Here is a 24370-nt window from a genome sequence, read left to right on the forward strand (position 1 = left end):
CATAAATGTGGTAAAATTCCTTGAAATCCAGAGCAAATTTGACAGTTAAGCCTTGATATGATAAGATTTAGGTATCTATATCTAGAAATGTTTCAGAGGAAATTATGGCAATTGAAAAAACAGTCAGCGAGTTAGCCGAAATTTTAGGAATTAGCCGTCAGGCAATGAATAATCGAGTTAAAACTCTTGCACCCGAAGATACTGACAAAAATGAAAAAGGGGTCACTGTTGTGACGCGTAGCGGTTTGATAAAACTGGAGGAAATCTACAAAAAGACGATTTTTGAAGATGAACCAGTCAGCGAGGACGTGAAACAGCGTGAACTCATGGAAATTTTAGTAGATGAGAAAAATGCTGAAATCGTGCGCTTGTATGATCAGCTAAAAGCAAAAGATGTTCAATTGGCTAAAAAAGATGAGCAGTTGCGTGTGAAAGATGTTCAAATCGCTGAAAAAGATAAGCAATTAGATCAACAGCAACAACTGACTGCAAAGGCCATGAATGAACGTGAAACGTTGCTATTAGAATTAGACGAAGCTAAGGAAAAAGTACAAGCACAAGAACAAAAGGGCTTCTTTGCAAGATTATTTGGAAGATAATGAGAATCTCGGTTGAAGAAACTGGGATTTTTTTATAGAATGAAAAGTATGGTAAAGGAAGAACTAGCAAACACTATCAATATCCTTGGCTCTTTTTGTGGAAAACGCGATTTGCCAGAATTAACACAGTTAGCGTTAAAAAAGAAATATCACTTGAAACAAGTTGATGTCATGGTTCTGTTTGGCGGAAGTATTTTGGCTGGTGGAGACGTTTTAGCGCAGGCTATGTTAGAGGGGATAGCAAAGACTTATGTTATTGTCGGTGGGGCAGGACATACGACGGAGACTCTTCGGCAAGTGGTCGCAAAGGAATATCCGAAAATAGAAACACAAACTTTTTCGGAGGCAGAAATTTTTAATGCTTATTTGAAAGAAAGGTATAATTTAACGGCTGATTACTTGGAATCTCACTCGACTAATTGTGGGAACAACATCACTTATTTGTTGGATTTGCTGAAAAGAGAAAAGATTGATTTTCATTCTATCATTCTTAGTCAAGATGCGACAATGCAGGCGCGTATGGAAGCAGGAATCAGGAACTATCTTTCTCCAGATACATGTATCATCAATTTTGCTACTTATCAGGCTGATGTAACCGTAAAGAATCAGAAGCTTGAATTTAAACAGTCGATTTACGGTATGTGGGAAATAGAGCATTATATCAGTCTGTTGATGGGAGAAATTCATCGTTTGTCAGATGATGAATCGGGCTATGGACCAAGGGGAAGAGGCTATATTTCGCATGTAGAAATTCCTATAGAGGTTAGGACTGCTTTTGAAACATTAAAGAAAAGTTATGGAGATTTGATTCGCATAGCAAATCCTCTCTATGCTTCTACTGATGAGATAGTTAAAGGAGAACGATGAAACAACGTTTAGACTTTCATAAGCTGTATTACAACCTTGATAAAATTTTATTTTTATTTTTTATCATTTTTATGGTAATGGAGTATCTCTGGTTACCTTTTAATTCCTGGGCTGCAGATTCTTTGCTAAGGCTGACAGGTTATCAATTTTTATCGTACAATAATGTCTTAGCGGTACTATCCAGCAATCTGCTGCTAACTCTAGCATTTATTGTATTATTTCTAGTGAATCTGCTAGTCGCTTATTTTCAGGTTGGTTTGCTCTTTTTAGGTGCTCATAATTTGCTGACTCAGCAGGGAAATACACTTTTTGCATTCACTAAAAAAACAGTCTCTGATGGTTTTTCACTTTTAAAACAAGTTCGTCCCAGCAAAGTTGCATTTGTTTTATTGTACATTGCTTTGCTTTTTCCGTTCATTCGGAAAATCTTGAAAATTTATTATTTAAATAAAATTTTAATTCCGAATTTTATCGTGTCTTATTTGCGAGATACTTACTTTTTAGCTGGAATGGGACTTGCTTTACTAGTATTGCTGATGCTGTTGATTGCTGTCCGTTTGATGTTTGCGTTGCCAAAGATTCTGATTGAGAATGTCTCCGTCGGAGAAGCGGTTCGATTTAGTTTGGAAAAAACACATAAGCGTTTGCTGTTCTATTCTTGGCACTTGTTTTGGATTGTTACCAAGAGTTTTCTACTCTTTTTCGCTATAACGATTCCATTATTGTGCCTTCAGACTTATACGGATGGTCAGTCCAATCAAACTGCGCTTATAGCTGGAATTGTCAATTATGTGCTGATGAAAACGACTCACTATTTGATGTTGACCTATTTTTTAGTTAAATTTGTAGCTTTTTTGACAGAGAAAAGACTTTGTCACAGTGCACGCAGGAAGTTAGATCGACTCTATCGTTGGGTTGTTATGTCGATTGCTTTTTTAGCATTTGCAGCTGAGGGTTATAGCTATCTTCAGATTCCGTTGAGCAACAATCCTGCTGTGATTTCGCATCGTGGTGTTTCACAGGCAAACGGTGTCCAAAATACGATTCAATCGTTAGAGAAGACAGCCTTATTAAAGCCAGACTATATTGAAATGGACGTTCAAGAAACAAAGGATGGACAATTTGTCATGATGCATGATGCGAATTTATCTGCCTTGACTGGAGTCAACGCGAAGCCACAAGATTTGACGTTGACAGAATTAACAGCTTTGGATGTTACTGAAAATGGCTATCGTACAAAGATTTCGAGTTTTGATGCTTATTTAAAACGTGCTAATGAATTGGGTCAACGCTTGCTGATTGAAATAAAAACCAGTAAGAAAGATTCGCCTGATATGATGGATCGCTTTCTGAATAAATATGGGAACACCATTAAACAATATGGCCACCAAATGCATTCACTGGATTATAAAGTCATCAATAAAGTAGTTAAATATGATGCCAGCATTCCAACTTTTTTCATTCTCCCTTACAATACCATTTTCCCACGCACTAAGGCAAGTGGCTATACAATGGAGTACTCCACACTTGATGATAATTTTATTTTCAAGCTGTGGCAAACGGATAAGAAACTGTATGATTGGACGGTCAATGATGAAAATGCTATTTCAAAATCGTTGCGTTTAGGTGTAGATGGCATTATCACTGATGATGTGCAGTTAGTACAAACAGCTATTAAAGAATTGCAAAATAATCCTAAATACGCCGACTTGCTAATCAATCAAGCTTTTGACTTTTTTAATTTTACATAAGGTAAGCCCCTCTTAGTAATGAACTAGGAGGGGTGTTTTAACAAAAATCTTTTTGTGATAAAAATATCTAAAAAAGATTGACGGCGTTTTCTCTATGTGCTATATTATTTTGTAGAGAGGAAGCAACTATTTTTTAGAAATGAGGTATAATATGACAAAAAGTAAATTAGGATTTATAGCTGTACTAGCTACTCTTCTTTTGACAGCAGGTTTGGTTGGTGCAAGAGGCAGACAAATAGGTCAACTTTCCCGCTTTCGGATTACTCCTGCCTTTGCAGGAACCTCTTACTTGCAGAAGATGAATAGTAGTTACTATGTTGTGAATTTAGATTCAAAAAGTCCACAAATTCGTGTAAAACACTATTTGGCAAATTCAAACGGAGCACGTCGGAGTGATGTTGACCTTACTTGGACAGGGCAACGTGGAGTTTATACAAATAATGCGCAAGCTGGTTATATTTACAACTTGAATTTAGCTCGTGAAAATTTTTGGGATGGCTCTTTCTTTATTGATGGAAGCTGGTCTCCAGACTCACACTAATCGGATAGTATAGTATTTTTACGAAATAGTTTCTTCCTCGTTTTTTAAAAGGAGACTAAAATGGTCAAATATAAGTTATTCCCTTTTCGACGCTCAATGTTCCTGATTCCCATTTTATTTTTAGGGATGATTTATCATGCTGCCATCGAACATATTTTGTTTTTTGATCCCAAAGCTCCAGACTTGGCTAAACTAGATGGAGCGGCTATCAAGCAACAATATTTACGAACAATGTTATCTATCCAGGGTAGTTTATTTGAGTATAATTTTTTCCAATCTTTCATATTTCCTATTCTTATCGTCTTTGCTGTTTTTATTTATCATTTTGTTAAAACCCGTCATCTGAAGTATGTAATTGGGAAGCAGAGGGATTATGATCGTAGGCTTTTTTCTTTAAAATGTCAAATGGGAGGATTGATTGTTGGGTTATTTACCATACTATTGCTAGTAATCATTGGTATTGCTCTAGTGATAAACAGGATGGAATATCCTCAATTAGAAATGTATTTTAATCCTCATTCTATATTAAGGATTTTTGCGCGCGGTACATGGGCTTATTTGCTTTATTATTTTTTGATAAAAGCAAGCGCTCTCTTTGTTCAAACACTCTTTGCCTGCTATCTTGTTGATTATTATGTTAGTTTCCCAAAAGCAGCCCTTTTATATTTATTCCTATTGTGGGGCTTAGCACCAATTTTATACAGCTTTTTACCAGTTTATCTGGTACCAATGTCGAATCTTATGATTACGGCTTACGGAGGTGTTTTACTGTGGCAAGTAGCGCTGACCTACCTTCCGTTTTTGCTTATGTATGGAGTCTTAAAAGTGAGAAAATCTTATGAGGTGGATTAAAAGATTTGTTTTCATTAGTAAAAGTGTTCTTACTTGTGTCATGATTTATCTGTTAATGACCAAGTTTAATGATCGCCATCTAACAGATTTGAAGCAGCTACTCACTTACCAAATCCTATATCCTTTTCCTGTCTTCCCACAAGAAAATTTCAATTTTTTAAGAGTAATTATGATTTTAGGCTTATCTTTTACTAGCTTTTTCATGACCTTTCTTTTACTGTCAGATTTATCAAATGGAGGTAGGGAATTAGTTCGTTTTCATTCAAAAAATAGCATGGACTATAAATATAAAATAGGAAAAGTCGTTTTACCGCACTATCTAGTAGAGTTTATCGTACAAGCTGTGTGCATTGTAGGAGTAGCATTAACCTTACCAAGTCTTTCTTGGAATCTAGCAGAAGTTTTGTATCTCTTAGTGTCTTGGTTTGTGGTTGATTGGCTATGTTTTTCAATGATTGAACTCTATAGCTCCTCATCTGTTATTGTCATTATGGCTCTTGCAGGGGAAATTTTAGTGCGATATCTATTGATGACCTATATAGGGTGGTTTGTGTTTATCATAGTAGCTTTATTTTTATTAGAATCGTATTGGAGGGAGAGACAGCATGTTAAAAATTGAACATGGTTTTAAAACCTATAAAGGAAATGTTGTTCTAAATGATATTCATTTGACATTTGAAAATCATCATATTTATGGCTTAGTGGGAATCAATGGTTCAGGTAAAACCTTGATTTTAAAAGCTTTAGCTGGTTATATAAAATTGGATAAAGGTACTGTTTATCAGGATAATATCCAAATTCGTAAGCGAAAAAATTATATTGAAAGAGCTGGGGTTTTGATCGAAAATCCAGAGTTTATTTCCCATTTATCATTGTTGGAAAACTTAGAATTAGTTAAACAATTATGCCGCCATAAGAAAGAAATTGATTTATCTTATTGGATTTCTTTGTATGGTTTAGAAAAATTCACACATACTGCTTATAAAAATTTATCACTTGGTACTAAGAAAAAAATGGCGTTAATACAAGCATTTATAGATTCTCCTGAAATCTTAATTTTAGATGAGCCAATGAATGCTCTTGATGAAAAAAGTGTAGCTGTCACACAAGACTTGATTTTGAAGCAAAAACAGAAAGGGTTGGTCGTATTATCTTCCCATTTAGCTTCTGATATTGATAATCTTTGTGATGTAGTTTATCGCATTCAAGAGGGGAAGGTGGTATAATATAGAGAGCAGAATAAAAGGATTGGTAGAATGAAAAAGGAAATCGCAGATTTAATCAAACGTTATCGGAAGAGACGCGGAATGTCTCAAAAAGAGCTGGCACAAGGGATTTGTGCACAGGGAATTATCAGTCGTATTGAAAGAGGTGAAATGGTTCCCTCTACCGATATTTTCTTTGGTTTAATCAAAAAATTAGAAATTGATATGAAACAAGTGGAAGAAATTTTTGCGATTCATTCAACTAATCATGATGTTTATTCAAAAGAAATTCAAGAGTTATTTTATAAGCGAGATCATCAGACACTGCTTTATATTGTTTCAAACTTTCCAGTTGAAAACTTCACCCCAAAAGAACTACTATATGTGGATTGGTATAAAGCTATTTTAGACTATCATCATTTTTCAAATTTTGAAAAATCTAAAAAGGAATTAGAAGTTTTAGCAGAATCTTCTAAGGAATATCCTGAATTGCACTTAAGAGTGTTAAATAGTTTGGGCAATATCTATATGGGAGAAGAAGACTATGAACAGTCCATGTCTTACTTTTTAGAAATTCTCCCAAATTATAAATTGTTGAATCAATTAGAATATGAATGGAGCTTTCTGATTAGCATATCTAGGTGCTATTTTTGCTTGAACGATATCGAAAAGGCGCTTTATTATAATACAATTGCTATCGAAAGTGTCCTAGAGCATAAATCGCTTTATCTCTTGGGGGAATTATTATTGATGCAAGCCAATATTTTTAAAGCTCAGGGCTTAATGGAAGAAGCGTTGACAACTTGCAAAAGATCAATTGTTCTATTTGAGTTGGAAAATAATAGGCAGTTGAAAAATATTGCTCTATCATTGCAGTCTAAACTACAGAAAGAGGTCAAAAATGAAGACTGAATGGAAAAAATTGTTTTTAGGAATTATTGTAGGAGTTATTCTATTTACGCTGATAGGAGATTTACCACCAATAAAATGGTAAGATATTAAGAAAAAGAACAGCCATTAAGTGAGTATTTAGCGGCTGTTCTTTTATAGTTTGATAAAATTAGTTTTGAATAGATTATTCTAATGCCTAAAACGGCATTTTCCCTGCGAATGCACCTAATTTTTTCTTGGTTGCATCATCAATCTCAGCAAGGGCAGCATTGATTGCTTGGGTTGTCATGTCAGATAAAGTTTCTAAGTCTTCTGGGTCGACAACAGCTTCTTGGAAGTCGATTTTGACGACTTTTTTGTCACCTGTAAGAGTTGCGACTACGAGACCTTGGGCGGATTTGCCAATAAATTCTGTCGCAGCCAGCTCAGCTTGCCCTTTTTCCATTTGTTTTTGTAGCTTTTGTGCTTGTTTCATCATTGATTGCATGTTCATCATTATTTGGATTCTCCTTAATATTCAATAGTTATGATTTTATTTTAACACATCTGGTATATCTAGGCTAGATTTTTCTAAATCAATTGTTAAGTGATAGTCGGTATTATCACGAACAGTGTGTTCAAAGTCAGTAGTATAAAGGACAAGACGGAGTGTATCACCTGCTGCCATTTTGTAGATAGTGGGTTGAAGTTCAAAAGAAATTTCCATCCATTGATCTGGTGTGACTTCTTCGACTGTTAGCAAATTAGTGCGATTTTGAAGATTTAGGAAACCTTTAGTGATGACGCGATGTGGTGTTTCTTTGAAGGGCAATTCCATCAAATGTTCCAACATATAAAAGCGACCGTTATCCATAGCTTTTGGTGCGAGTACACTAGGTAGTGGAAGGAGCCGTTTGGTTTGACCAACATCCAGTAATTGTGCAGAAATCAAGCCTTTATCAGTACTGGATTTAAGGCGAAGGTTAAGTTTAATAGGACCATTTAAGAATAAATCTTTTTCCAGTGTCACATTCACTGTCACTTGATTGAGTTTTCCGTCAAAAAGTTCATTTTTGAAAGTCTGATAAGTTTTGCTAAAACGGTCGTAGTCTTCTTGAGCATATTGGTTTGGGATAATTTGTGTGCCTTTACCTAAGTTGAAATGAGTGCCGTACTTCTGATCGCCAAATGTTTCTAAAGACAGCCAACTTTGAGCCTGACGATTGTCTTGCCAAATCACAGTTGGTAATTCAAAGCGTGAATCGTAACTCAGTAGTTTCTTGCTAAGAAGTGCATTCATAGCTTCACGAAAGTCAATGGATTGCCAATTGTTCATGTAAACGTGAGCGCCATTATGGAAAAATAGATGTTTTTTGAGATGTTTTGGTAGTGCGTGGAACATATTGTAAACATGCAGCGGTTTGACATTCCAGTCTTGCGATCCGTGCGTAAAGACAACCTCAGCTTTGACTTTGTGGGCATGGATAAGGTAATTGCGATCATGCCAAAATTGATTATAGTCGCCCGTTTTACGATCTAGATTTTCTTTTAATTCCGCCAGATGAGCTTGATATGCAGTATTGTGACGAAGATTTTCACCAGCTAAGAGATTGCGTGAGTAAGTTAATTCTGTCAAAGAGTCAAAATCTTCACCAGGATAGCCCCCAGGACTTGTCACCAAACCATTTTCACGATAATAATTGTACCAAGAAGAAATGCCAGCTTCAGCAATAATGACTTCAAGACCATCTACGCCAGTTGTAGCTAGCCCATTTGACAGAGTTCCGAGGTAAGAGATTCCTGTTGTAGCAACCTTCCCATTGGACCAAGTGGCTTTGATTTCTCGTTGTCTGGTATGGTCAGTAAAAGCACGACAGCGACCATTTAACCAATCAATAACATTTTTATAAGCCTCAATTTGATAATAATCTCCGCTCGTCATAAGACCGTCAGAGTCCTTTGTTCCCACGCCTGATACATATAAATTAGCAAAACCACGAGGAAGAAGGTAGTCATTGAGTGTATAAGTTCCGATATGACCGAGTGTTTCTTCTGCTTGCTCAACTAATGTAGCTTGTCCTTGAGGTTCAACCAAGTGCAGTTCTGGGTCATGAACAGTAATTTTTCCAGTCTCTTTTTTAATCAAGTCCACATTCATGTTATACAGAGCTTTATCGCTAGCCTTATCATTCGTTCCTTGATGATAGGGACTAGCAGTCATAACCGCAGGAATTTTTCCGTCAAATTGAGGACGAATAATACTGACTTTAATCAAATCAGGTAGACTATCATTATCAGTATCCACGCGTGATTCTACATAGACAACTTCGCGGATAGCATTGTGGCTGGTAAAGGTCGCTAAACTTTTACCATTGAAATAATGATAAGTATTATCTTCTGGAATCAAACCATTACTGATGAGTTTATCAATCAAGAGATTACCGTTTTTGGTGCGCGTATTGAGTAACTGATACAGATTTTCAAGTAGGTTTCCATAGATAATGGGGAAATTTACGTCCTTTCGGAATTTTTCTACATCGTCAAAGTCCACAAAAGGCACAAATTCTAGTAATTGAAAAGCAATAATATAAAAGGTCTCTGCTGTCAATTCTTGATTGGATGTAAAAAAGCTAAGTAAGTCTGTTTTTGAATCGGCAACCAATGATTTTAAGGCGTAGTCTGTATTTTTATAATTAAAAAAAGTTCTCCGTACAAAAGTCTCCAAATGTTGTTTATCAGAATGATTTGAGGGAAAAGAAAAGCCCATACTTTCCATTTCAGCAAGTATTATTTCGTTTGTTTCTGGTGTATAACTATACTGATTATAGCGCATATTTTTACTCCTTTTTTACATTTTATCAAAAAATAACCTTTACATTATCCATTGTAACTGATAAAATAGGATTTGTCTAAAATTTTTTAATGAAAGAGGAGAACAAAATGGACGTCACATGGATTGTGAAATATATTACAGAGTTCCTTGGAACGGCAATTCTCATTATCTTGGGGAACGGAGCGGTTGCCAATGTGGAATTAAAGGGAACGAAAGGTCATCAAAGTGGCTGGTTAGTCATCGCAGTTGGTTACGGTATGGGAGTTATGATTCCTGCACTTATGTTTGGAAATGTATCAGGAAACCACATCAATCCTGCTTTTACACTGGGACTTGCGATTAGTGGCTATTTCCCTTGGGTGCAAGTCGTACCTTACATTATTGCACAGTTATTAGGAGCAATGTTCGGTCAAGCGCTAGTAGTAGCAAGTCACCGCCCTTATTACTTACAAACAACCAATCCAAATGCTATTTTGGGTTCGTTCTCAACCATTGTGAATACAGATGATGGAAGCAAGCAATCACATGCTGCTTCTATGATAAACGGTTTTATCAATGAATTTATTGGTTCATTTGTTTTGTTCTTTGCAGCGATGGCAATGACTAAGAATTATTTTGGCGCAGAAGTTATCAAATACGCTGCAACTCGAGGAGTTGATGCAACACAACTTCAAGGAAAAGTTGCCATTGGATCCCACATCAATGCTGGCCTTGCTGTGGCTCATTTAGCGCTTGGTTTCCTCGTAATGGCATTAGTAACATCACTCGGTGGTCCTACAGGTCCAGGTCTGAACCCTGCACGTGACTTAGGTCCACGTATTCTTCACTTCCTTCTTCCGAAATCAGTTCTTGGTGAACATAAAGGAGATTCAAAATGGTGGTATGCTTGGGTACCAGTCGTGTCTCCGATTCTTGCCGGTATTGTTGCTGTGGCACTTTACAAGTTGATTTATGGATAATCTGTAAAAATGAAGAACGGTTCTTGCGAGCCGTTTTTTGATGTTTAAGCGCCAGTCTGGTTAAAAATAGGCAAGCGATTAGACGCTTGCTGAGATAAAATGTTATACTAGCAGAGTAGGCATAACAACAATGAGTTTGAGATGAAATCCCTATCTTTTTATCTTATGTTATTTACGCTGAAATATAGTGGTTGATAGGTAGTGCTAATGATGGTGAGATAGTTTCGGGAACTGTTGAGGTAGTGAATGTAGTGTCATAACTACTCTTCTGAGTTGGGCAAGCAAGTGGTATTGAGTATCTACTGCTTATGGGAGTTCTTCGACTAATCGGGTACTACATTTTGGTTTATTGCATCGTTCGATCTAAAGCTAGAAACTTTCGTCTAACCTTTTAGCGACAACCAAGTTAACATTCGAGGGTGGACAGAAAAATCGATTTTTTACAAAATACTGGTTTTGATCTGACTCTATCTTTTCTTTGGGAGAGATGAAATGGAATTTGACAGATTAAGTGGCAGACGAACACTCCTATTTGGTATTTTGGCAATTGTTTTTGGAGCCATCATTATTGCAAATGGTGTTGATTTTACAAAATTTGCCCTAGATTTATTGGCTATTTACTTTTTATTTGTAGGAACCATTAATCTTTTCTTTCGCTTTTTAGTGAGGAATCGTATTAGCCTTATTTCTGCTCTTTTGCATATTCTTGTAGGATCGGTTGTTGGCTTTCTTAACCGTGCCAGTAATATACCGGTCAATATTGTCATTATCATATTAGGATGCTATCAACTGTGTACGGCAGCAGTCTATGGTATTACTTATTTTCTTTATCGTCAGAATAAGCTCAAGGGTAGCTTTCGTTATCTTTTTGATACTTTGGTTTATGGTGGAATTGGGCTAACCACTGTATTTTCTCCCGGCAAGGACGGTAGAATGCAATTTTTAATTGTTGGTATTTATTTAATATTATTAGGTTTTTCCAATGTTCGCGATGGTGCTTTTTTCAATACAGATTTGGAGAAAAAGCAGCTTCGACGTCATATCCGAATCAATCTTCCTGTCATTATTGCTGCCTTTTTCCCAGCAGAGCAATTGAATCGTTTCAATCATTTGTTGCAGGGTGAAAAACGAGGCCACCAAAAAGTTTACAGCCGTATTCAAAATGATCAAAAGTCGGTTGACTTAGAAGTGTTGATTCATACATCCGATCAAAATCTTTTTGGGATGATTGGGCACGTTGATATTTGCTATCAAGGAAAAGTTATTTCTTATGGTAGTTATGATACCTTTTCTGAGCGTTTATTTGGTACGATTGGAGATGGTGTTTTGTTTAAAGTGGATAAAGATGCTTATATTGACTTGTGCAAAGAAGAAAGTAAAAAAACCTTGTTTGGTTATGGTTTGTCTTTAACAGATGCACAAAAACGTGCTGTGGAGAAACGCTTGGCTGAAATTGATGAACTACTGGCAGTGTGGAATCCATCGGCTGAGTTAAAAAATAATGACCATACATATGCTTATAAGTTGCGGGATGAATTGGGAGCTGATTTAAATAAGTTTAAAACGAGTCGTTTTAAAACCTATTTTGTTTTGTCGACCAATTGTTGCTTGCTTGCAGATAGTATCATTGGACAAGCTGGAACAGCCATTTTAGATATGCGTGGGATTATTGCGCCAGGAACTTATCAATCTTACCTTCAATATGAATTTGAGTCAGCGAATGATTTAGTAGTGGCACGAAGTATTTATCAGTAATATTGCAATTTTTTCTATTTGAACATAAATATTTGTAAAATATACAAAAATTATTTAAAATAGAAAGGCTTGGAGGAATTTATGAGTTCAACAAATAAAATTGTAAATACGATACCAGTATTAAAAATCAATAATCGGAAAAACAATCTTGCCTTTTATTGTCAAACTTTAGGGATGAAAGATCTGTTAGAAGAAGGAGCTTTTGTCAGTCTTGGAGATCAAACAAAAGTTGAAAAATTACAGCTAGAAGAGTCACCCAGTATGCGGACTCGCAAAGTTGTAGGAACAAAGAAATTAGCTAAAATTATTATCAAAGTAGCCAATCCACGAGAAATTGAAGCGCTTTTAGCGCGTGGCAACAAGATTGATACGCTGTATCAAGGGAAAAATGGTTATGCCTTTGAAGCAAGCTCTCCAGAAGGAGATAAGTTTTTATTGCATAGTGAGGAAGACTGGACGACTTTGGATAGAATGCTGATAGCCCCAGCATTTGAACCATTAGAGGATTTTATTGGACTTAGTCAATTTATCATAGAGAAAATTCAGATTAACGTTTTAGATGAGGAAAAGGCAGTCACTTTTTATCGGGAATGGCTAGAAAATCAGTCTATTCTAGCATTCTCACAAGCAGATGGGTCAGATTTGGTGACAGAGAGCAGTCAAACTTGGGATTTAGCAACAATCAAATTTACCGTTGAACAGTTCGACGTAGCAGCTTTGCAAACCTTATTTCAAGGAAAAGAAAATTTTATACCTAAGTCAGGTAAATTTTTCTTAACAAAAGATGACAGCCAGATTGAAATCTGGATTGAAGCGGTATGAGTTTGAATAAGATTCTCTCAAAAGTTGAACAGCAGATTATACAATGTATTTATCCCGGAGCTAGCTTAGCTTTGTATGCTCATGGAAAGTGGCAGGAAGCCTATCTCGGTGAGAGTAGTCCTGAGCGAGGCGAGAAAAGTCGGGCGGGGTTATTGTATGACTTGGCAAGCGTCAGCAAGGTTGTGGGTGTCGGAACGATACTTGCTTTCTTGGTGGATCAGCAAGCTGTTGATCTTAATCAGCCTTTGACGAATTACTACCCGGCTTTTCAGGATGATTCTGTCACGGTGAGGCAGCTAGCGACTCACACATCAGGGTTAGATCCTTTTATTCCAAATCGTAATAAACTCAATGCCACAGAATTAACGGATGCCTTGAATCATTTAACGGTATTAGATAACAGGAGTTTTCGTTATACAGATGTGAACTTTTTATTGCTAGGTTTTATGTTGGAAGAAATTTTTCATTCCTCCTTGGATAAAATAGTTGCACAAGAGATTTGTCAGCCTTGGCATATGAAAAAAACAGTCTTTGGGCCTATTGAGCAGGCAGTTCCGACTGTTCGTGGTGTGAAATCAGGCATTGTACATGATCCAAAAGCGCGTGTATTAGGCAGACATGCAGGGAGTGCGGGTCTGTTTTCTACTGTTCAAGATTTAGAAATATTTTTGGAACATTATTTGCAGGATGATTTCGCAGCAATCTTGACACAAAATTTTTCAAGAGAAGTTGGGAAAAAGCGCAGTCTTGCTTGGGATTTAGATGGAGAATGGTTGCAACACACAGGTTATACAGGAACGTTTATTATGTTTAATCGTGCGCAGCAGAAAGCAGTTATTTTTCTTTCCAATCGGACGTATGAGAAGGATGAACGTGAGCAGTGGATTTTAGAACGAAATAAGCTCATGGATGTTATAAAACAAGAACTGTAAAAATGAAGACAGTAGGAGTAAGAGCTGGGTTTCCTGCTCTTTTTCGCTGTTTTAAGAGTTGAAATAAATTAGTTTGGAATATAAAAGGAATTGAAAAATAACGATCGCTTTTTTCTCTGAATTATATTAAAATAATAGATGAAGTATGTGATATAGAGAGAGACTATGACGAAAAAAGTAGGTGTCGGTCGGGCACATAGTAAAATTATTTTGATAGGGGAACATGCTGTTGTATATGGTTACCCTGCGTTAGCCTTGCCTTTAAATAATATCGAAGTGACTTGTCGTATTCTACCATCAAATCATACATGGGTTTTATACGAGGAAGATACCCTCTCTATGGCGGTTTTTGCTTCTTTAGAATTTTTAGGGATACAAGAGGCTGATATTCGTTGCGAGATTGAATCAATGGTACCTGAAAAGCGGGGCATGGGTTCTTCTGCAGCAGTGAGCATTGCTGCGATTCGAGCTGTCTTTGACTATTATGAGCAAGATTTAGATAAAGAAACTCTTGAGATTTTAGCGAATCGAGCGGAGATGATTGCCCACATGAATCCGAGTGGATTGGATGCGAAGACTTGCTTGAGCGATCGTGCTATTAAATTTATCAAAAATGTTGGTTTTTCAGAGTTTGAGACGAATCTTGGAGCTTATCTTGTGATAGCAGACACAGGGATTTATGGGCATACACGCGAAGCGATTCAAAAGGTGGAGAGTATTGGAAGAAGGGCTTTGCCACATTTGCATCAGCTTGGTAAATTGACGAATGAAGTTGAAGCAGCGTTGAAAATTAAAGATTTAGAAGCAATTGGTATGGCTATGTCAGAAGCTCATCTCAGCCTAAAAAGTTTAGGTGTTAGTTGCCCAGAAGCAGATAAACTGGTTTCTATGGCGCAAGCAAATGGAGCACTTGGTGCGAAAATGAGCGGTGGTGGTCTTGGCGGTTGCATCATTGCTCTAGTGGCTAACAAAGAAAAAGCTAGTTGGCTATCCCAGTTATTGAGAGAGAAAGGAGCTGTGCATACATGGATCGAAAGTCTGTAAACGTGCGGTCTTATGCTAATATTGCCATTATCAAATATTGGGGTAAGAAAGATACTGTTGAGATGATTCCTGCAACGAGCAGCATTTCTTTGACCTTGGAAAATATGTACACAGAAACGAGCTTATCAAGTTTGCCAGCCAGTGCCCAGTCAGATGAATTTTACATCAATGGTATTTTGCAAGATCAAACTGAACACAAAAAAATGGGTGAAATCATAGATCGTTTCCGTCCTGCAGGCTATGGGTTTGTGCGAATTGATACAAAAAATAATATGCCGACAGCAGCAGGCTTATCTTCTAGTTCAAGCGGTTTATCTGCCCTCGTTAAGGCATGCAATGAATTTTTTGGACTACATTTGTCCACAAAACAACTGGCACAAAAAGCAAAATTAGCTTCTGGCTCGTCTTCGCGGAGCTTTTATGGTCCAATTTCGGCTTGGGACAAAGATAGCGGTGAAATTTATCCAGTAAAGACAGATTTGAAATTAGCCATGATTATGTTGGTCTTATATGATCAGAAAAAGCCTATTTCGAGTCGTGAAGGTATGAAACGGTGTGCAGAAACTTCAACAATATTTGATGATTGGGTGAGACAGTCAGAAGAAGATTACAAAGCTATGCTGATTTATCTTTCTAACAATCATTTTTCTAAAATTGGAGAACTAACAGAAAAAAATGCACTTGCCATGCATGCTACCACTCAGACTGCAAGCCCCCCTTTTTCTTATTTGACCGAGAAAAGTTATGAAGCGATGGACTTTGTTAAGCAATTACGAAGTGAGGGAGAGCGCTGCTATTTCACCATGGATGCAGGGCCAAATGTAAAAGTTTTGTGCTTAGAAGAAGATTTGGAACATTTAGTACCAATATTTGCTGAAAAATATCATCTCATTGTTTCTAAAACGAAGGAATTACCAGATGACTAAGACAGTAAGAACATGTGGGAAATTATATTTAGCAGGAGAATATTCTGTCTTGACGGCGGGGCAAGGAGCGATTTTGAAACATATTCCTATCTACATGACTGGGAAAATTCATTTTGCCGAACAGTATCGCCTATTTTCAGATATGTTTGACCATGCTGTGGATCTGACACCTGATGATGATTACAGTCTCATTCAAGAGACGGTTGCTGTCATGGATGAGTTTTTACAAAGTCAATCTATTTCATTAAGTCCTTTTTCTTTAACCATTACTGGAAAAATGGAACGAGATGGGAAAAAGCTCGGTTTAGGATCTAGTGGTAGCGTAGTGGTTGTGACGATAAGGGCGATAGCATCTTTGTTTGATGTGACATTATCTGCGGATGAAACCTTTAAGTTGGCAGCCTATGTCCTCCTTAAACGGGGAGATAATGGTTCAATGGGAGATGTAGCTTGTATCGCCTATGAAGACTTGATTTATTATCAATCTTTTAATCGAAAAAAAATAGCAGAGCAGATCAATGAGCTTCCTTTAGAAAAGATAGTGGCCCAAGATTGGGGATACATTATCCGGACAATCCATCCACAGCTTCCATGTGATTTCCTTGTGGGCTGGACGAGAGAACCAGCTATTTCTAGCGTTCTCATCAATCAAGTCAAAGCAAAAATCTCATCAATTTTTTTAACACAAACGCAAGAAGAAGTCCTTCGACTGGAGAAAGCGTTGCTTGTTGGTGAGAAAGAAATTGTGAAGCAAAGTCTAGAAAAAGTTAGTTGCCTCCTGCTGCAACTGAGCCCTGCTATTTATAATGAAAAATTGAGAGCTTTAAAAGGGTCTAGTCGAGGACTGGACTGTATGGCAAAGAGCAGCGGCGCTGGCGGTGGTGACTGTGGCATAGCCTTGTCTTTTGATTCCGAAGCCAGTCAAATCTTAGTGGAGCGGTGGCAAGCGGCAGGAATCGAGGTTTTATATAAGGAGAGGTGGGATAGATGAGCCAAAATCGTAAAGATGAACACATAAAGTACGCACTTAAGTACGAGTCGCCTTATAATAGTTTTGATGACATGGAGCTCATTCATTGCTCGCTTCCTAAGTATGATTTGGATGAAATTGATGTAGCAACGCATTTTGCAGGTAGAGACTGGGAGTTTCCGTTTTACATTAATGCTATGACAGGTGGAAGCGAGAAGGGGAAAGCCATCAATCAACGCTTGGCTCAAGTAGCGGAAGCGTGCGGTATTCTGTTTGTCACAGGATCTTACAGTGCTGCTTTGAATAATCCAGCGGACGATTCTTATGCCGTTAAAAAAGATAAGCCAGATCTACTTCTTGCCACCAATATTGGACTGGATAAGCCCTATTCACTGGGACAGCAAGCTATCACAAATCTTCACCCTCTATTTTTACAAGTGCATGTGAACCTCATGCAAGAATTGCTCATGCCTGAAGGAGAACGTTCCTTTAAAACTTGGCGAACACATTTAAAAGATTACGCTGAGAAGAGTACAGTTCCAGTGGTGTTGAAAGAGGTTGGTTTTGGTATGGACTTAGCGACGATTCAAACGGCTTATGACTTGGGTATCCGAACAGTAGACCTTTCTGGACGTGGCGGAACGAGCTTCGCCTATATTGAAAACAGGCGTGGTGGCAATCGTGATTATCTCAATAATTGGGGGCAGTCTACTCTCCAGGCATTATTGAATGCTCAGCCGATGATGGATAAAATGGACCTTCTTGTTAGCGGCGGAGTACGTCAGCCGCTTGATATGGTTAAGGCATTTGTTTTAGGTGCCAAAGCTGTTGGACTTTCGCGCACGATGTTAGAATTAATTGAGAGGTATTCAGTAACCGAAGTCATTTCTATTATCAATAGTTGGAAGGAAGATATAAGTTTGATTATGTGTGCACTTGCTTGTCAAAATTTGATGGAGTTAAGGCAAGTACCTTATCTTTTGTATGGACGTTTGCAAGAAGCACAAAATCAAATAAAAAAAGAAACCCGATGAGTTGTTCACTTATCGGATTCTTTTTTGCTTATGATTTTTGACGAAAGGCTTCTAAAATTTCTTGCGCTCTTTTGAGACTAAAATTTTTCTCGGAAATAAGTTGAGAGACCAGAGGAGCAACCTCTGTATTCTGTGCTCCTGCTAAAAGAGCGAGAGACTTGGCTTGTAGTTTCATGTGTCCGTGTTGAATACCGGTGCTAACCAACGCTTTCAAAGCTGCAAAATTTTGTGCTAAACCGATAGACGCAATGATACTAGCTAACTCTTTGGCGGTTGGATGTTTTAGCAAATCAAAGCTAACTTGCACCGTAGGATTGAGTCCGATGGAACCGCCTTTTGTAGCGATGGGAAGTGGAAGAGTAATCTCTCCGTAGAGTGTTTGAGTAGCTTCCTTGATGGACCAAGTCGTCAATCCTTGATAAGTTCCATTTCTGCTAGCATAGGCATGTGCTCCCGTTTCAATTGCCCGCCAGTCATTTCCTGTCGCTAATACAACAGCATCAACGCCATTGAAAATGCCTTTGTTGTGGGTGCTGGCGCGATAAGGATCTTGCTTGGCAAATTGGCTTGCTAACACTATTTTCTTAGCAATATCAAGGGCTTCTGACTTATTTCGGTCAAGAAAACGGATATCAATTTCACAGGTGGCAGTTACTAAGGCTTCCGTCGCATAATTTGATAAAATTGCCATCAAGCTTTTACCACCAGATAAGTCTTCTAATGGTGTTTTTAATGCTTCTAGCATGGTATTGAGGATATTGGCTCCCATAGCTTCTTGGGTGTCAACTGTTAGGTAGACGATTAGAAATTCAGCTTCATCATTTAGGTATTCCATATGCAAATGGCGTGCTCCACCTCCACGTTTGACAATTGAAGGATGAGCTTGATTTGCTAATTTTAGTAATTTTTGGTACTTTTCTTGAATGTTTTTTATGGCGTTTTTGATATCTGGCACATGATAAAGAGCAACTTGTCCAACCATTTGACGATTATGAACAGTTGTTTTGAAGCCACCAGAACGCTTAATGATTTTTGCTGCAAAGGTGGCAGCTGCAACAACAGAGGGCTCTTCTGTTACGAAAGGAACCTGATAAATTTGCTCATCTACCATGACATCAGGAACAAGAGCGTAGGGAAGAGCAAGTGTTCCAATTACATTTTCGCTCATTTGGTCGGCTGTCGAAAGAGGAAGTGTGTAATTGTGTTCAAGGCCTATTTGGTTGTCTTTGTTTAGCAAGTGATAATCTTGCAAGAACTTTAATCGTTCTTGTAGCGATTTTTTAGAAAAACCTGTCCAACTTAACTTCATGTTATTTTTCCACCTTGATGTATCTACGTTGGTGCTCAACAATTTCTGCTAAAGCAAAGTTCTGATTTTCATAGTTCATAAAGCTAGCAGAACCATTTTGATCTAGTTGAGCTTCTTCAAAAAATATTTTCTCATAATCTGGTATGCTTAGTGGCGTGCGATTGTTGAGCATTTCTATACGATTGGTTTGAAGGCGTTGCTTAAAGCCTGCTACAAGCTGACCGCTAAAGATTTCTGATACAGCTCCGCTACCATAACTAAAGAGCGCAATCCGGTCACCTGTTTTAAGTGTTGAGCTATTTTCAAGTAGAGAAAGGAGACCTAAAAAGAGAGAGCCTGTGTAGATGTTGCCTACTTTTTGACTGTAAAGAATAGATTGATGGAAATTTGCTTGTAGTTGCTCTTGTTGTTCAAGGGACAAGCTTTTATCCATAATTTTTTTCAAGCCTTTTAAAGCTAGCTTAGGATAAGGCAAGTGGAAACAAATAGCTGCGAAATCTTTTAAAGATACTTGATTGCGTTTTTGATATTCCACCCAAGTTGTTTTTAGGCTATCTAAATACTGTTGTGTGGAATACATGCCATTGACAAACGGCGTTGTAGAATAATTTGGCCGCCAAAAGTCCATAATATCTCGTGTTTGAGCAACATTATCTTCATTAAAAATGAGGATTCGTGGATTATTCGTGATGAGCATAGCGACTGCTCCAGCCCCTTGGGTCGGTTCCCCAGGGGTATCGACACCGTATTTAGCAATATCGCTTGCAATGACCAACACCTTTGAGTTGGGATGTTTTTCGACATGTAACCTCGCATAATCTAGTGCAGCAGTAGCGCTGTAGCACGCTTCTTTCATTTCTAAACTACGTGCAAAGGGCTGAACTCCCAGCAGACCATGAACAAAAACAGCAGAAGCCTTACTTTGGTCAATTCCAGATTCGCTGGCTACGATAACCATGTCAATCTCATTTTTATCTTTTGCTGTTAAAATAGACTCTGCAGCACTCGCGCCCATAGTTACGATATCTTCAGTAATAGGAGCGATACTGAGTTCTTTTAATAGGAGCCCTTTACTTAGTTTATCTGGGACAATGCCGCGTGCTTCTGCTAAATCTGCTAATTTTAATACGTAATTGGCTGTCGCAAAGCCAATTTTATCAATTCCAATATTCATCAGTACCTCTGTATATTTTTCGGTTTTATATCAAACTTATTCTATTCCATTTTATCATAATTAAAGTGGAAACTGAGAAAAAAGCCTTCTTGTAAAAAGAAGGACTTTGGACATTTTAAATTTTATGTTGAATTAGGAAGAACGATGTTGTTGAAGATAATGATATAATTTAAGCACGACTGTACCGCTAGCCATTCCAATCGAAATAACCAAGGCTAAAATCACTACTAGTGTCGTGTTTACCATAGCGTGGCTATAGTTTCCAGTAACAAAAAAGGCAGTTGTGCGATAGGAAAGGTAGCCTGGAACCAAAGGAGCCAGAATGGCTAAGATAAAGACGACAGCTGGTGTTTTATAGAGAATACTCAATATTTGACTAATGCAAGACCCGATAATGGCTGCAATAAATGTAGCAATGATAACATTTGTCGGCTCTTTTAACATATAATACAATAGCCATGTAAACATTCCAAGAACTCCTCCTGGAATTAACATGCTTTTTTGAACATTTAAAACGATTAAGAACGTTACAATCGCAAGAAAACTTGCAGCAGCTTGTAATAAGACAGTCAATGGAATCACCTTTTATTTCATTAGGACGAGAGCTACGGAAGTGCCAGCTCCTAGAGCTAGGGTAATTAGCAATGTTTCAAAAATTTTGCTCATTCCAGAATTGAGATGGTTAGTCATTAAATCACGGACAGCATTGGTTAGAGCAATGCCAGGGACAAAAGGCATGACAGCGCCAGCGATGATTAAGTCCGCACTTGAAGGAAAGCCAGAATAACGTGCCCAGATTTGTGCCAGCAGTCCAAAAACAAAAGCACCGGCAAAAGCTGTGACAAAAGGAATACGTACGAATTTGTTGACTGAAAGAGAAAAAGAAAAGCCAAAGAAGGTCGCAAGAGCAGCTCCGAGTGCATCATAGAGATTGCCCCCAAACATGATAGAGAAAAAAGGAGCGCTAATGGTCGCAGCAAGTGTTAGTTGCCTGTTTGTATATGGAGGTTTTTTCTTTTTTAGCTGAATCAGTTTCTTAAAAGCTTCTTCAAGACTGATCTTCCCACCAACTAGCTCACGTGATACTTGATTGACATCACATACTTTTTCAATATTATAGTTTGAATGAGTAATGCGTTTCATACGCGAAATATTGGTGTTTTCAATTGAAAAGAAAATGGCAACTGGCATTGCGAGTGCATTACAATCCATAATTCCTTGAGAATGGGCAATCCGAATCATGGTATCTTCAACCCGATAAATTTCAGAACCACTTTGAAGCAAAAGCGTACCTGCTAACATCAAGACATCAACAGTTAGATTAAATTTATCTTCCCTTTCTACATCTCTTTTCTCCACTATCTGTACACCCTTTTCTTTTAACTAACAATACCTCTATTATAGCATAAAAAAGAAGAAAACCAGCTGGAATTTCCAACTGGTTTTTGAGAATAGAATTGAATTAGCTAAGGGCATCATCCATTGAAAGCACTTCGTGGAAGACACGTTGAGTCAATTCAGTTTTTTGTTCTTTAGTAAGGTATTTGGTATTGACACAGTAACCTGAGATACGAACGATAACGTCTTCACCATTCATAATCTTATCATAGACATCTTTCAAGTCCATAACGTTCAAGTTGACGTGTTGTCCTCCATTTTCAAAGTAACCATCAAGAATCGTCACCAAGTTATCTACCTGTTCTTCACGAGTTTTACCAAGAGCACGAGGTGAAACTTGTGTAGTGAGAGAGATACCATCTGCTGCATAGCCAAAGTCAAGGCTGGCTAGTGAGTTGAGGTTTTGCAACCAACCACCACGAGCTTTGTTAGATGGGTTCGCACCTGGTGAGAAGAATTCTAATTTAGATAAGTTTACTGAACCATCTTCGTTGAGGTATACCCCTTTGTGGACTGGTGAGTTACCAGTTTGTTTAGAGTAGGCAACGTTCGAAGTGATAGTGAGAAGTGATACAGTCGCTTCTGCATTCTTGTAAAGTCGATGGCTGCGAAGACGAGTAGTGTAAGCTTCAATCAACCATTCTGCCAATTCATTTGAACGAGGATCATCTTCACCCCAACGTGGGTATTCGCCAGTAGTTTCGTAGTCGTAGATATAACCATTTTCGTCACGGATTGGTTTGACTGTCGCATACTTAATAGCTGATAATGTATCAACTGTATTGGCAAATCCACAGATACCAAATCCCATATTAGCACGTTGATGGGTTGGCAAGAAGGCCATTTGAACAGCTTCGTAGTTGTACTTATCTGTCATGTAGTGAATGATATTCAATGCATCTACGTAAGTATCTGTCAACCAATCGAGCGATTTTTCAAAGTTTGCCTTAACAGTATCAAAGTCAAGGACTTCATCACGAATAGGTTCGATGTCAAATACTTTGTAATCTTTGTGAACATCATCGTAACCACCGTTAAGACCTGTAAGAAGAGCTTTTAATACGTTTACACGAGCACCAAAGTATTGGATGTTATGGCGTTGTTCTTCATTTTCTGGATCGAGTGGAGACACACAGCATGAAATACAACTCATTTCACCATAGCCATCTTTCGCCATTGTTGTTACACCTTCGTATTGAATAGAAGAGTGCTTGTGGCTCATGTGCATGCAGTAATGACGGAATGCATATGGTAATTTATCTGTCCAAAGAACTGTTAAGTTTGGCTCTGGTGAGTTACCAATATTGTCAAGTGTATTCAAGAAACGGTAGTCCATTTTTGTCACACGGTGACGACCATCATTTCCCATACCCGCCATAGACGTTGTGATGAAGGTTGGGTCACCTGAGTAGAGTTGATCGTATGCTTTTGTACGAGCAAATTTTACAGTACGAAGTTTCAAGACGAAATCATCAACAAATTCTTGGATTTCTGATTCAGTGTAAGTACCACGAGCCAAGTCACGTTCAGCATAGATGTCAAGAACGATAGGCACACGTCCAAGAGAAGTAGCAGCACCATTGATGACACGGCAGACAGCCATGAAGGCGATGTTAGTCCATTGGATAGCTTCTTTAACGTCAAAGGCAGGACGGCGAACATCTACTCCGTAAAGGTCACCCAGGCGAACAACTTCTTTCAATGATTGGTATTGAAGGTTGACTTCTTCACGAAGACGAATTGTTTCTTCATCAATATCTGTCAAAGCATTCCAGTCTTCAACCTTTTCTGCCATCAAGTAATCTGCTCCGTAAAGTGCAAGACGAGCATAAACACCGATGATACGTCCGCGTGAGTAAGCATCTGGCAGACCTGTAACGGTATGCGCATGACGTGCACGACGAATATTGGTTGTATAAGCACGGAAAATACCATCATTTACAGTTGTCACGTATTTTGTGAAAATTTCATGCATTTTAGGATCAGGTTCATATCCATGTTCCTTCAAGGCAGTTTCTGCCATACGGATACCACCTTTTGGCATGAAATTCAACTTAAACAATTCATCATTTTGGATACCATAAATCAATTCATTGTCTTTATCAATGTATCCTGCTGGAATATCAGCGATTGAAGTAGCACGTGTATCCATTGGGAAACGTGTTTCTTCATAATGTGCTTTTGTATCTTCGATAATTTTTTTAATGTGAAGAGAGCGTTCAGTTGGTCCAGCTAAGAAACTTTCATCTCCATCATAAGGAGTGTAGTTTGCTTGTACAAAACGAGATACACTGGCTTTTTCTCGCCAATCATCGCCTTTGAAGCCTTCCCAAGCTTTATCAAAAATATCCTGTGCTTCGACAACAGTTTTAACAACCATGTTTTTTCCTCTTGAATCTTTCTAGTAACACAAAACTGTTACATTTATAAAATCAGTATAGCATATAGTAATCGTTTACACAAACGAAATATAATAATAAAAGCACTTTCTTTTATAATACAGATTGACAAAAGTTGTATAACTGTGTT

Annotated in this window: 23 protein-coding genes; 16 read left to right on the top strand and 7 right to left on the bottom strand. The window is 37.9% G+C overall.

Annotated elements, in window-relative coordinates:
• Positions 1-104 precede the first annotated feature (104 nt).
• The 8 genes from PCY10_RS08565 to PCY10_RS08600 all read left to right on the top strand — a co-directional run bounded on the left by PCY10_RS08565 (position 105) and on the right by PCY10_RS08600 (position 6727).
• A complete protein-coding gene (locus PCY10_RS08565) occupies positions 105-599 on the top strand; it encodes a DUF536 domain-containing protein (RefSeq protein ID WP_003029403.1) in 495 nt (164 codons plus the stop codon).
• A 39-nt stretch (positions 600-638) separates the two neighbouring features.
• Positions 639-1466 carry a YdcF family protein gene (locus tag PCY10_RS08570; RefSeq protein ID WP_367316826.1) on the top strand — a complete coding sequence of 276 codons (828 nt, stop codon included), beginning with the start codon at positions 639-641 and terminating at the stop codon, positions 1464-1466.
• Positions 1463-3217: a glycerophosphodiester phosphodiesterase gene (locus PCY10_RS08575; protein ID WP_301558994.1), complete on the top strand. Its 1755-nt coding sequence runs from the start codon at positions 1463-1465 to the stop codon at positions 3215-3217. The genes PCY10_RS08570 and PCY10_RS08575 overlap by 4 nt, the downstream gene beginning before the upstream one ends.
• A 151-nt stretch (positions 3218-3368) precedes the next feature.
• Positions 3369-3758, top strand: coding sequence for a hypothetical protein (locus PCY10_RS08580; protein ID WP_003034674.1), 390 nt, complete (start codon positions 3369-3371; stop codon positions 3756-3758).
• Between the two features lie 60 nt (positions 3759-3818).
• Positions 3819-4610 carry a hypothetical protein gene (locus tag PCY10_RS08585; protein WP_301558995.1) on the top strand — a complete coding sequence of 264 codons (792 nt, stop codon included), beginning with the start codon at positions 3819-3821 and terminating at the stop codon, positions 4608-4610.
• On the top strand, positions 4597-5229 hold the full coding sequence (locus PCY10_RS08590) for a hypothetical protein (RefSeq protein WP_020999434.1): 633 nt from the start codon (positions 4597-4599) through the stop codon (positions 5227-5229). Before PCY10_RS08585 ends, PCY10_RS08590 begins: the two co-directional genes overlap by 14 nt.
• Entirely contained in the window at positions 5216-5836 is a 621-nt protein-coding gene (locus PCY10_RS08595) for an ABC transporter ATP-binding protein (protein ID WP_003034658.1), read from the top strand. Before PCY10_RS08590 ends, PCY10_RS08595 begins: the two co-directional genes overlap by 14 nt.
• 30 nt (positions 5837-5866) lie before the next feature.
• Positions 5867-6727: a helix-turn-helix domain-containing protein gene (locus tag PCY10_RS08600; protein WP_003034626.1), complete on the top strand. Its 861-nt coding sequence runs from the start codon at positions 5867-5869 to the stop codon at positions 6725-6727.
• A gap of 175 nt (positions 6728-6902) precedes the next feature.
• Here PCY10_RS08600 and PCY10_RS08605 read toward each other — a convergent pair whose 3' ends face one another.
• Both PCY10_RS08605 and PCY10_RS08610 read right to left on the bottom strand, forming a co-directional pair.
• On the bottom strand, positions 6903-7202 hold the full coding sequence (locus PCY10_RS08605) for a YbaB/EbfC family nucleoid-associated protein (RefSeq protein ID WP_125384380.1): 300 nt from the start codon (positions 7200-7202) through the stop codon (positions 6903-6905).
• A 36-nt stretch (positions 7203-7238) separates the two neighbouring features.
• Positions 7239-9518, bottom strand: a complete 2280-nt coding sequence (locus PCY10_RS08610) for a Xaa-Pro dipeptidyl-peptidase (RefSeq protein WP_301558996.1) — start codon at positions 9516-9518, stop codon at positions 7239-7241.
• A gap of 107 nt (positions 9519-9625) precedes the next feature.
• On the opposite strand from PCY10_RS08610, the gene gla reads away from it, so the two are divergent.
• The 8 genes from gla (at position 9626) to fni (ending at position 17960) form a co-directional block, all read left to right on the top strand.
• A complete protein-coding gene (gene gla, locus PCY10_RS08615; RefSeq protein ID WP_003070952.1) occupies positions 9626-10477 on the top strand; it encodes an aquaglyceroporin Gla in 852 nt (283 codons plus the stop codon).
• A gap of 492 nt (positions 10478-10969) precedes the next feature.
• Complete coding sequence (locus PCY10_RS08620) at positions 10970-12232, top strand: DUF308 domain-containing protein (protein ID WP_301558997.1); 1263 nt, start codon at positions 10970-10972, stop codon at positions 12230-12232.
• A gap of 81 nt (positions 12233-12313) precedes the next feature.
• Entirely contained in the window at positions 12314-13054 is a 741-nt protein-coding gene (locus PCY10_RS08625; protein WP_102570476.1) for a CppA N-terminal domain-containing protein, read from the top strand.
• Complete coding sequence (locus tag PCY10_RS08630) at positions 13051-13986, top strand: serine hydrolase domain-containing protein (protein ID WP_125394066.1); 936 nt, start codon at positions 13051-13053, stop codon at positions 13984-13986. The genes PCY10_RS08625 and PCY10_RS08630 overlap by 4 nt, the downstream gene beginning before the upstream one ends.
• 165 nt (positions 13987-14151) lie before the next feature.
• Positions 14152-15030 carry a mevalonate kinase gene (mvk, locus tag PCY10_RS08635; protein WP_003077595.1) on the top strand — a complete coding sequence of 293 codons (879 nt, stop codon included), beginning with the start codon at positions 14152-14154 and terminating at the stop codon, positions 15028-15030.
• Positions 15012-15956, top strand: a complete 945-nt coding sequence (gene mvaD, locus PCY10_RS08640) for a diphosphomevalonate decarboxylase (protein WP_301558998.1) — start codon at positions 15012-15014, stop codon at positions 15954-15956. Before mvk ends, mvaD begins: the two co-directional genes overlap by 19 nt.
• Entirely contained in the window at positions 15949-16947 is a 999-nt protein-coding gene (locus PCY10_RS08645; RefSeq protein WP_301558999.1) for a phosphomevalonate kinase, read from the top strand. Before mvaD ends, PCY10_RS08645 begins: the two co-directional genes overlap by 8 nt.
• The gene (gene fni / locus PCY10_RS08650; protein WP_301559000.1) at positions 16944-17960 is read left to right on the top strand and encodes a type 2 isopentenyl-diphosphate Delta-isomerase; all 1017 of its coding nucleotides are present in this window, start codon (positions 16944-16946) and stop codon (positions 17958-17960) included. The genes PCY10_RS08645 and fni overlap by 4 nt, the downstream gene beginning before the upstream one ends.
• A gap of 28 nt (positions 17961-17988) precedes the next feature.
• Here fni and PCY10_RS08655 read toward each other — a convergent pair whose 3' ends face one another.
• The 5 genes from PCY10_RS08655 to pflB all read right to left on the bottom strand — a co-directional run bounded on the left by PCY10_RS08655 (position 17989) and on the right by pflB (position 24221).
• On the bottom strand, positions 17989-19269 hold the full coding sequence (locus PCY10_RS08655; RefSeq protein ID WP_301559001.1) for a hydroxymethylglutaryl-CoA reductase, degradative: 1281 nt from the start codon (positions 19267-19269) through the stop codon (positions 17989-17991).
• A 1-nt stretch (position 19270) separates the two neighbouring features.
• Positions 19271-20443 (bottom strand): hydroxymethylglutaryl-CoA synthase, encoded by a 1173-nt coding sequence (locus tag PCY10_RS08660; RefSeq protein ID WP_020998275.1) that lies wholly within the window; start codon positions 20441-20443, stop codon positions 19271-19273.
• Positions 20444-20575: 132 nt separating this feature from the next.
• The gene (locus PCY10_RS08665) at positions 20576-21025 is read right to left on the bottom strand and encodes a threonine/serine exporter family protein (protein WP_021002392.1); all 450 of its coding nucleotides are present in this window, start codon (positions 21023-21025) and stop codon (positions 20576-20578) included.
• Between the two features lie 3 nt (positions 21026-21028).
• Positions 21029-21745, bottom strand: a complete 717-nt coding sequence (locus tag PCY10_RS08670; RefSeq protein WP_044011679.1) for a threonine/serine exporter family protein — start codon at positions 21743-21745, stop codon at positions 21029-21031.
• Between the two features lie 160 nt (positions 21746-21905).
• A complete protein-coding gene (gene pflB / locus PCY10_RS08675) occupies positions 21906-24221 on the bottom strand; it encodes a formate C-acetyltransferase (RefSeq protein ID WP_003074645.1) in 2316 nt (771 codons plus the stop codon).
• Between the last annotated feature and the right edge of the window lie 149 nt (positions 24222-24370).

Source organism: Streptococcus sp. SI1 (assembly GCF_030439945.1).
GTDB lineage: Bacteria > Bacillota > Bacilli > Lactobacillales > Streptococcaceae > Streptococcus > Streptococcus intermedius.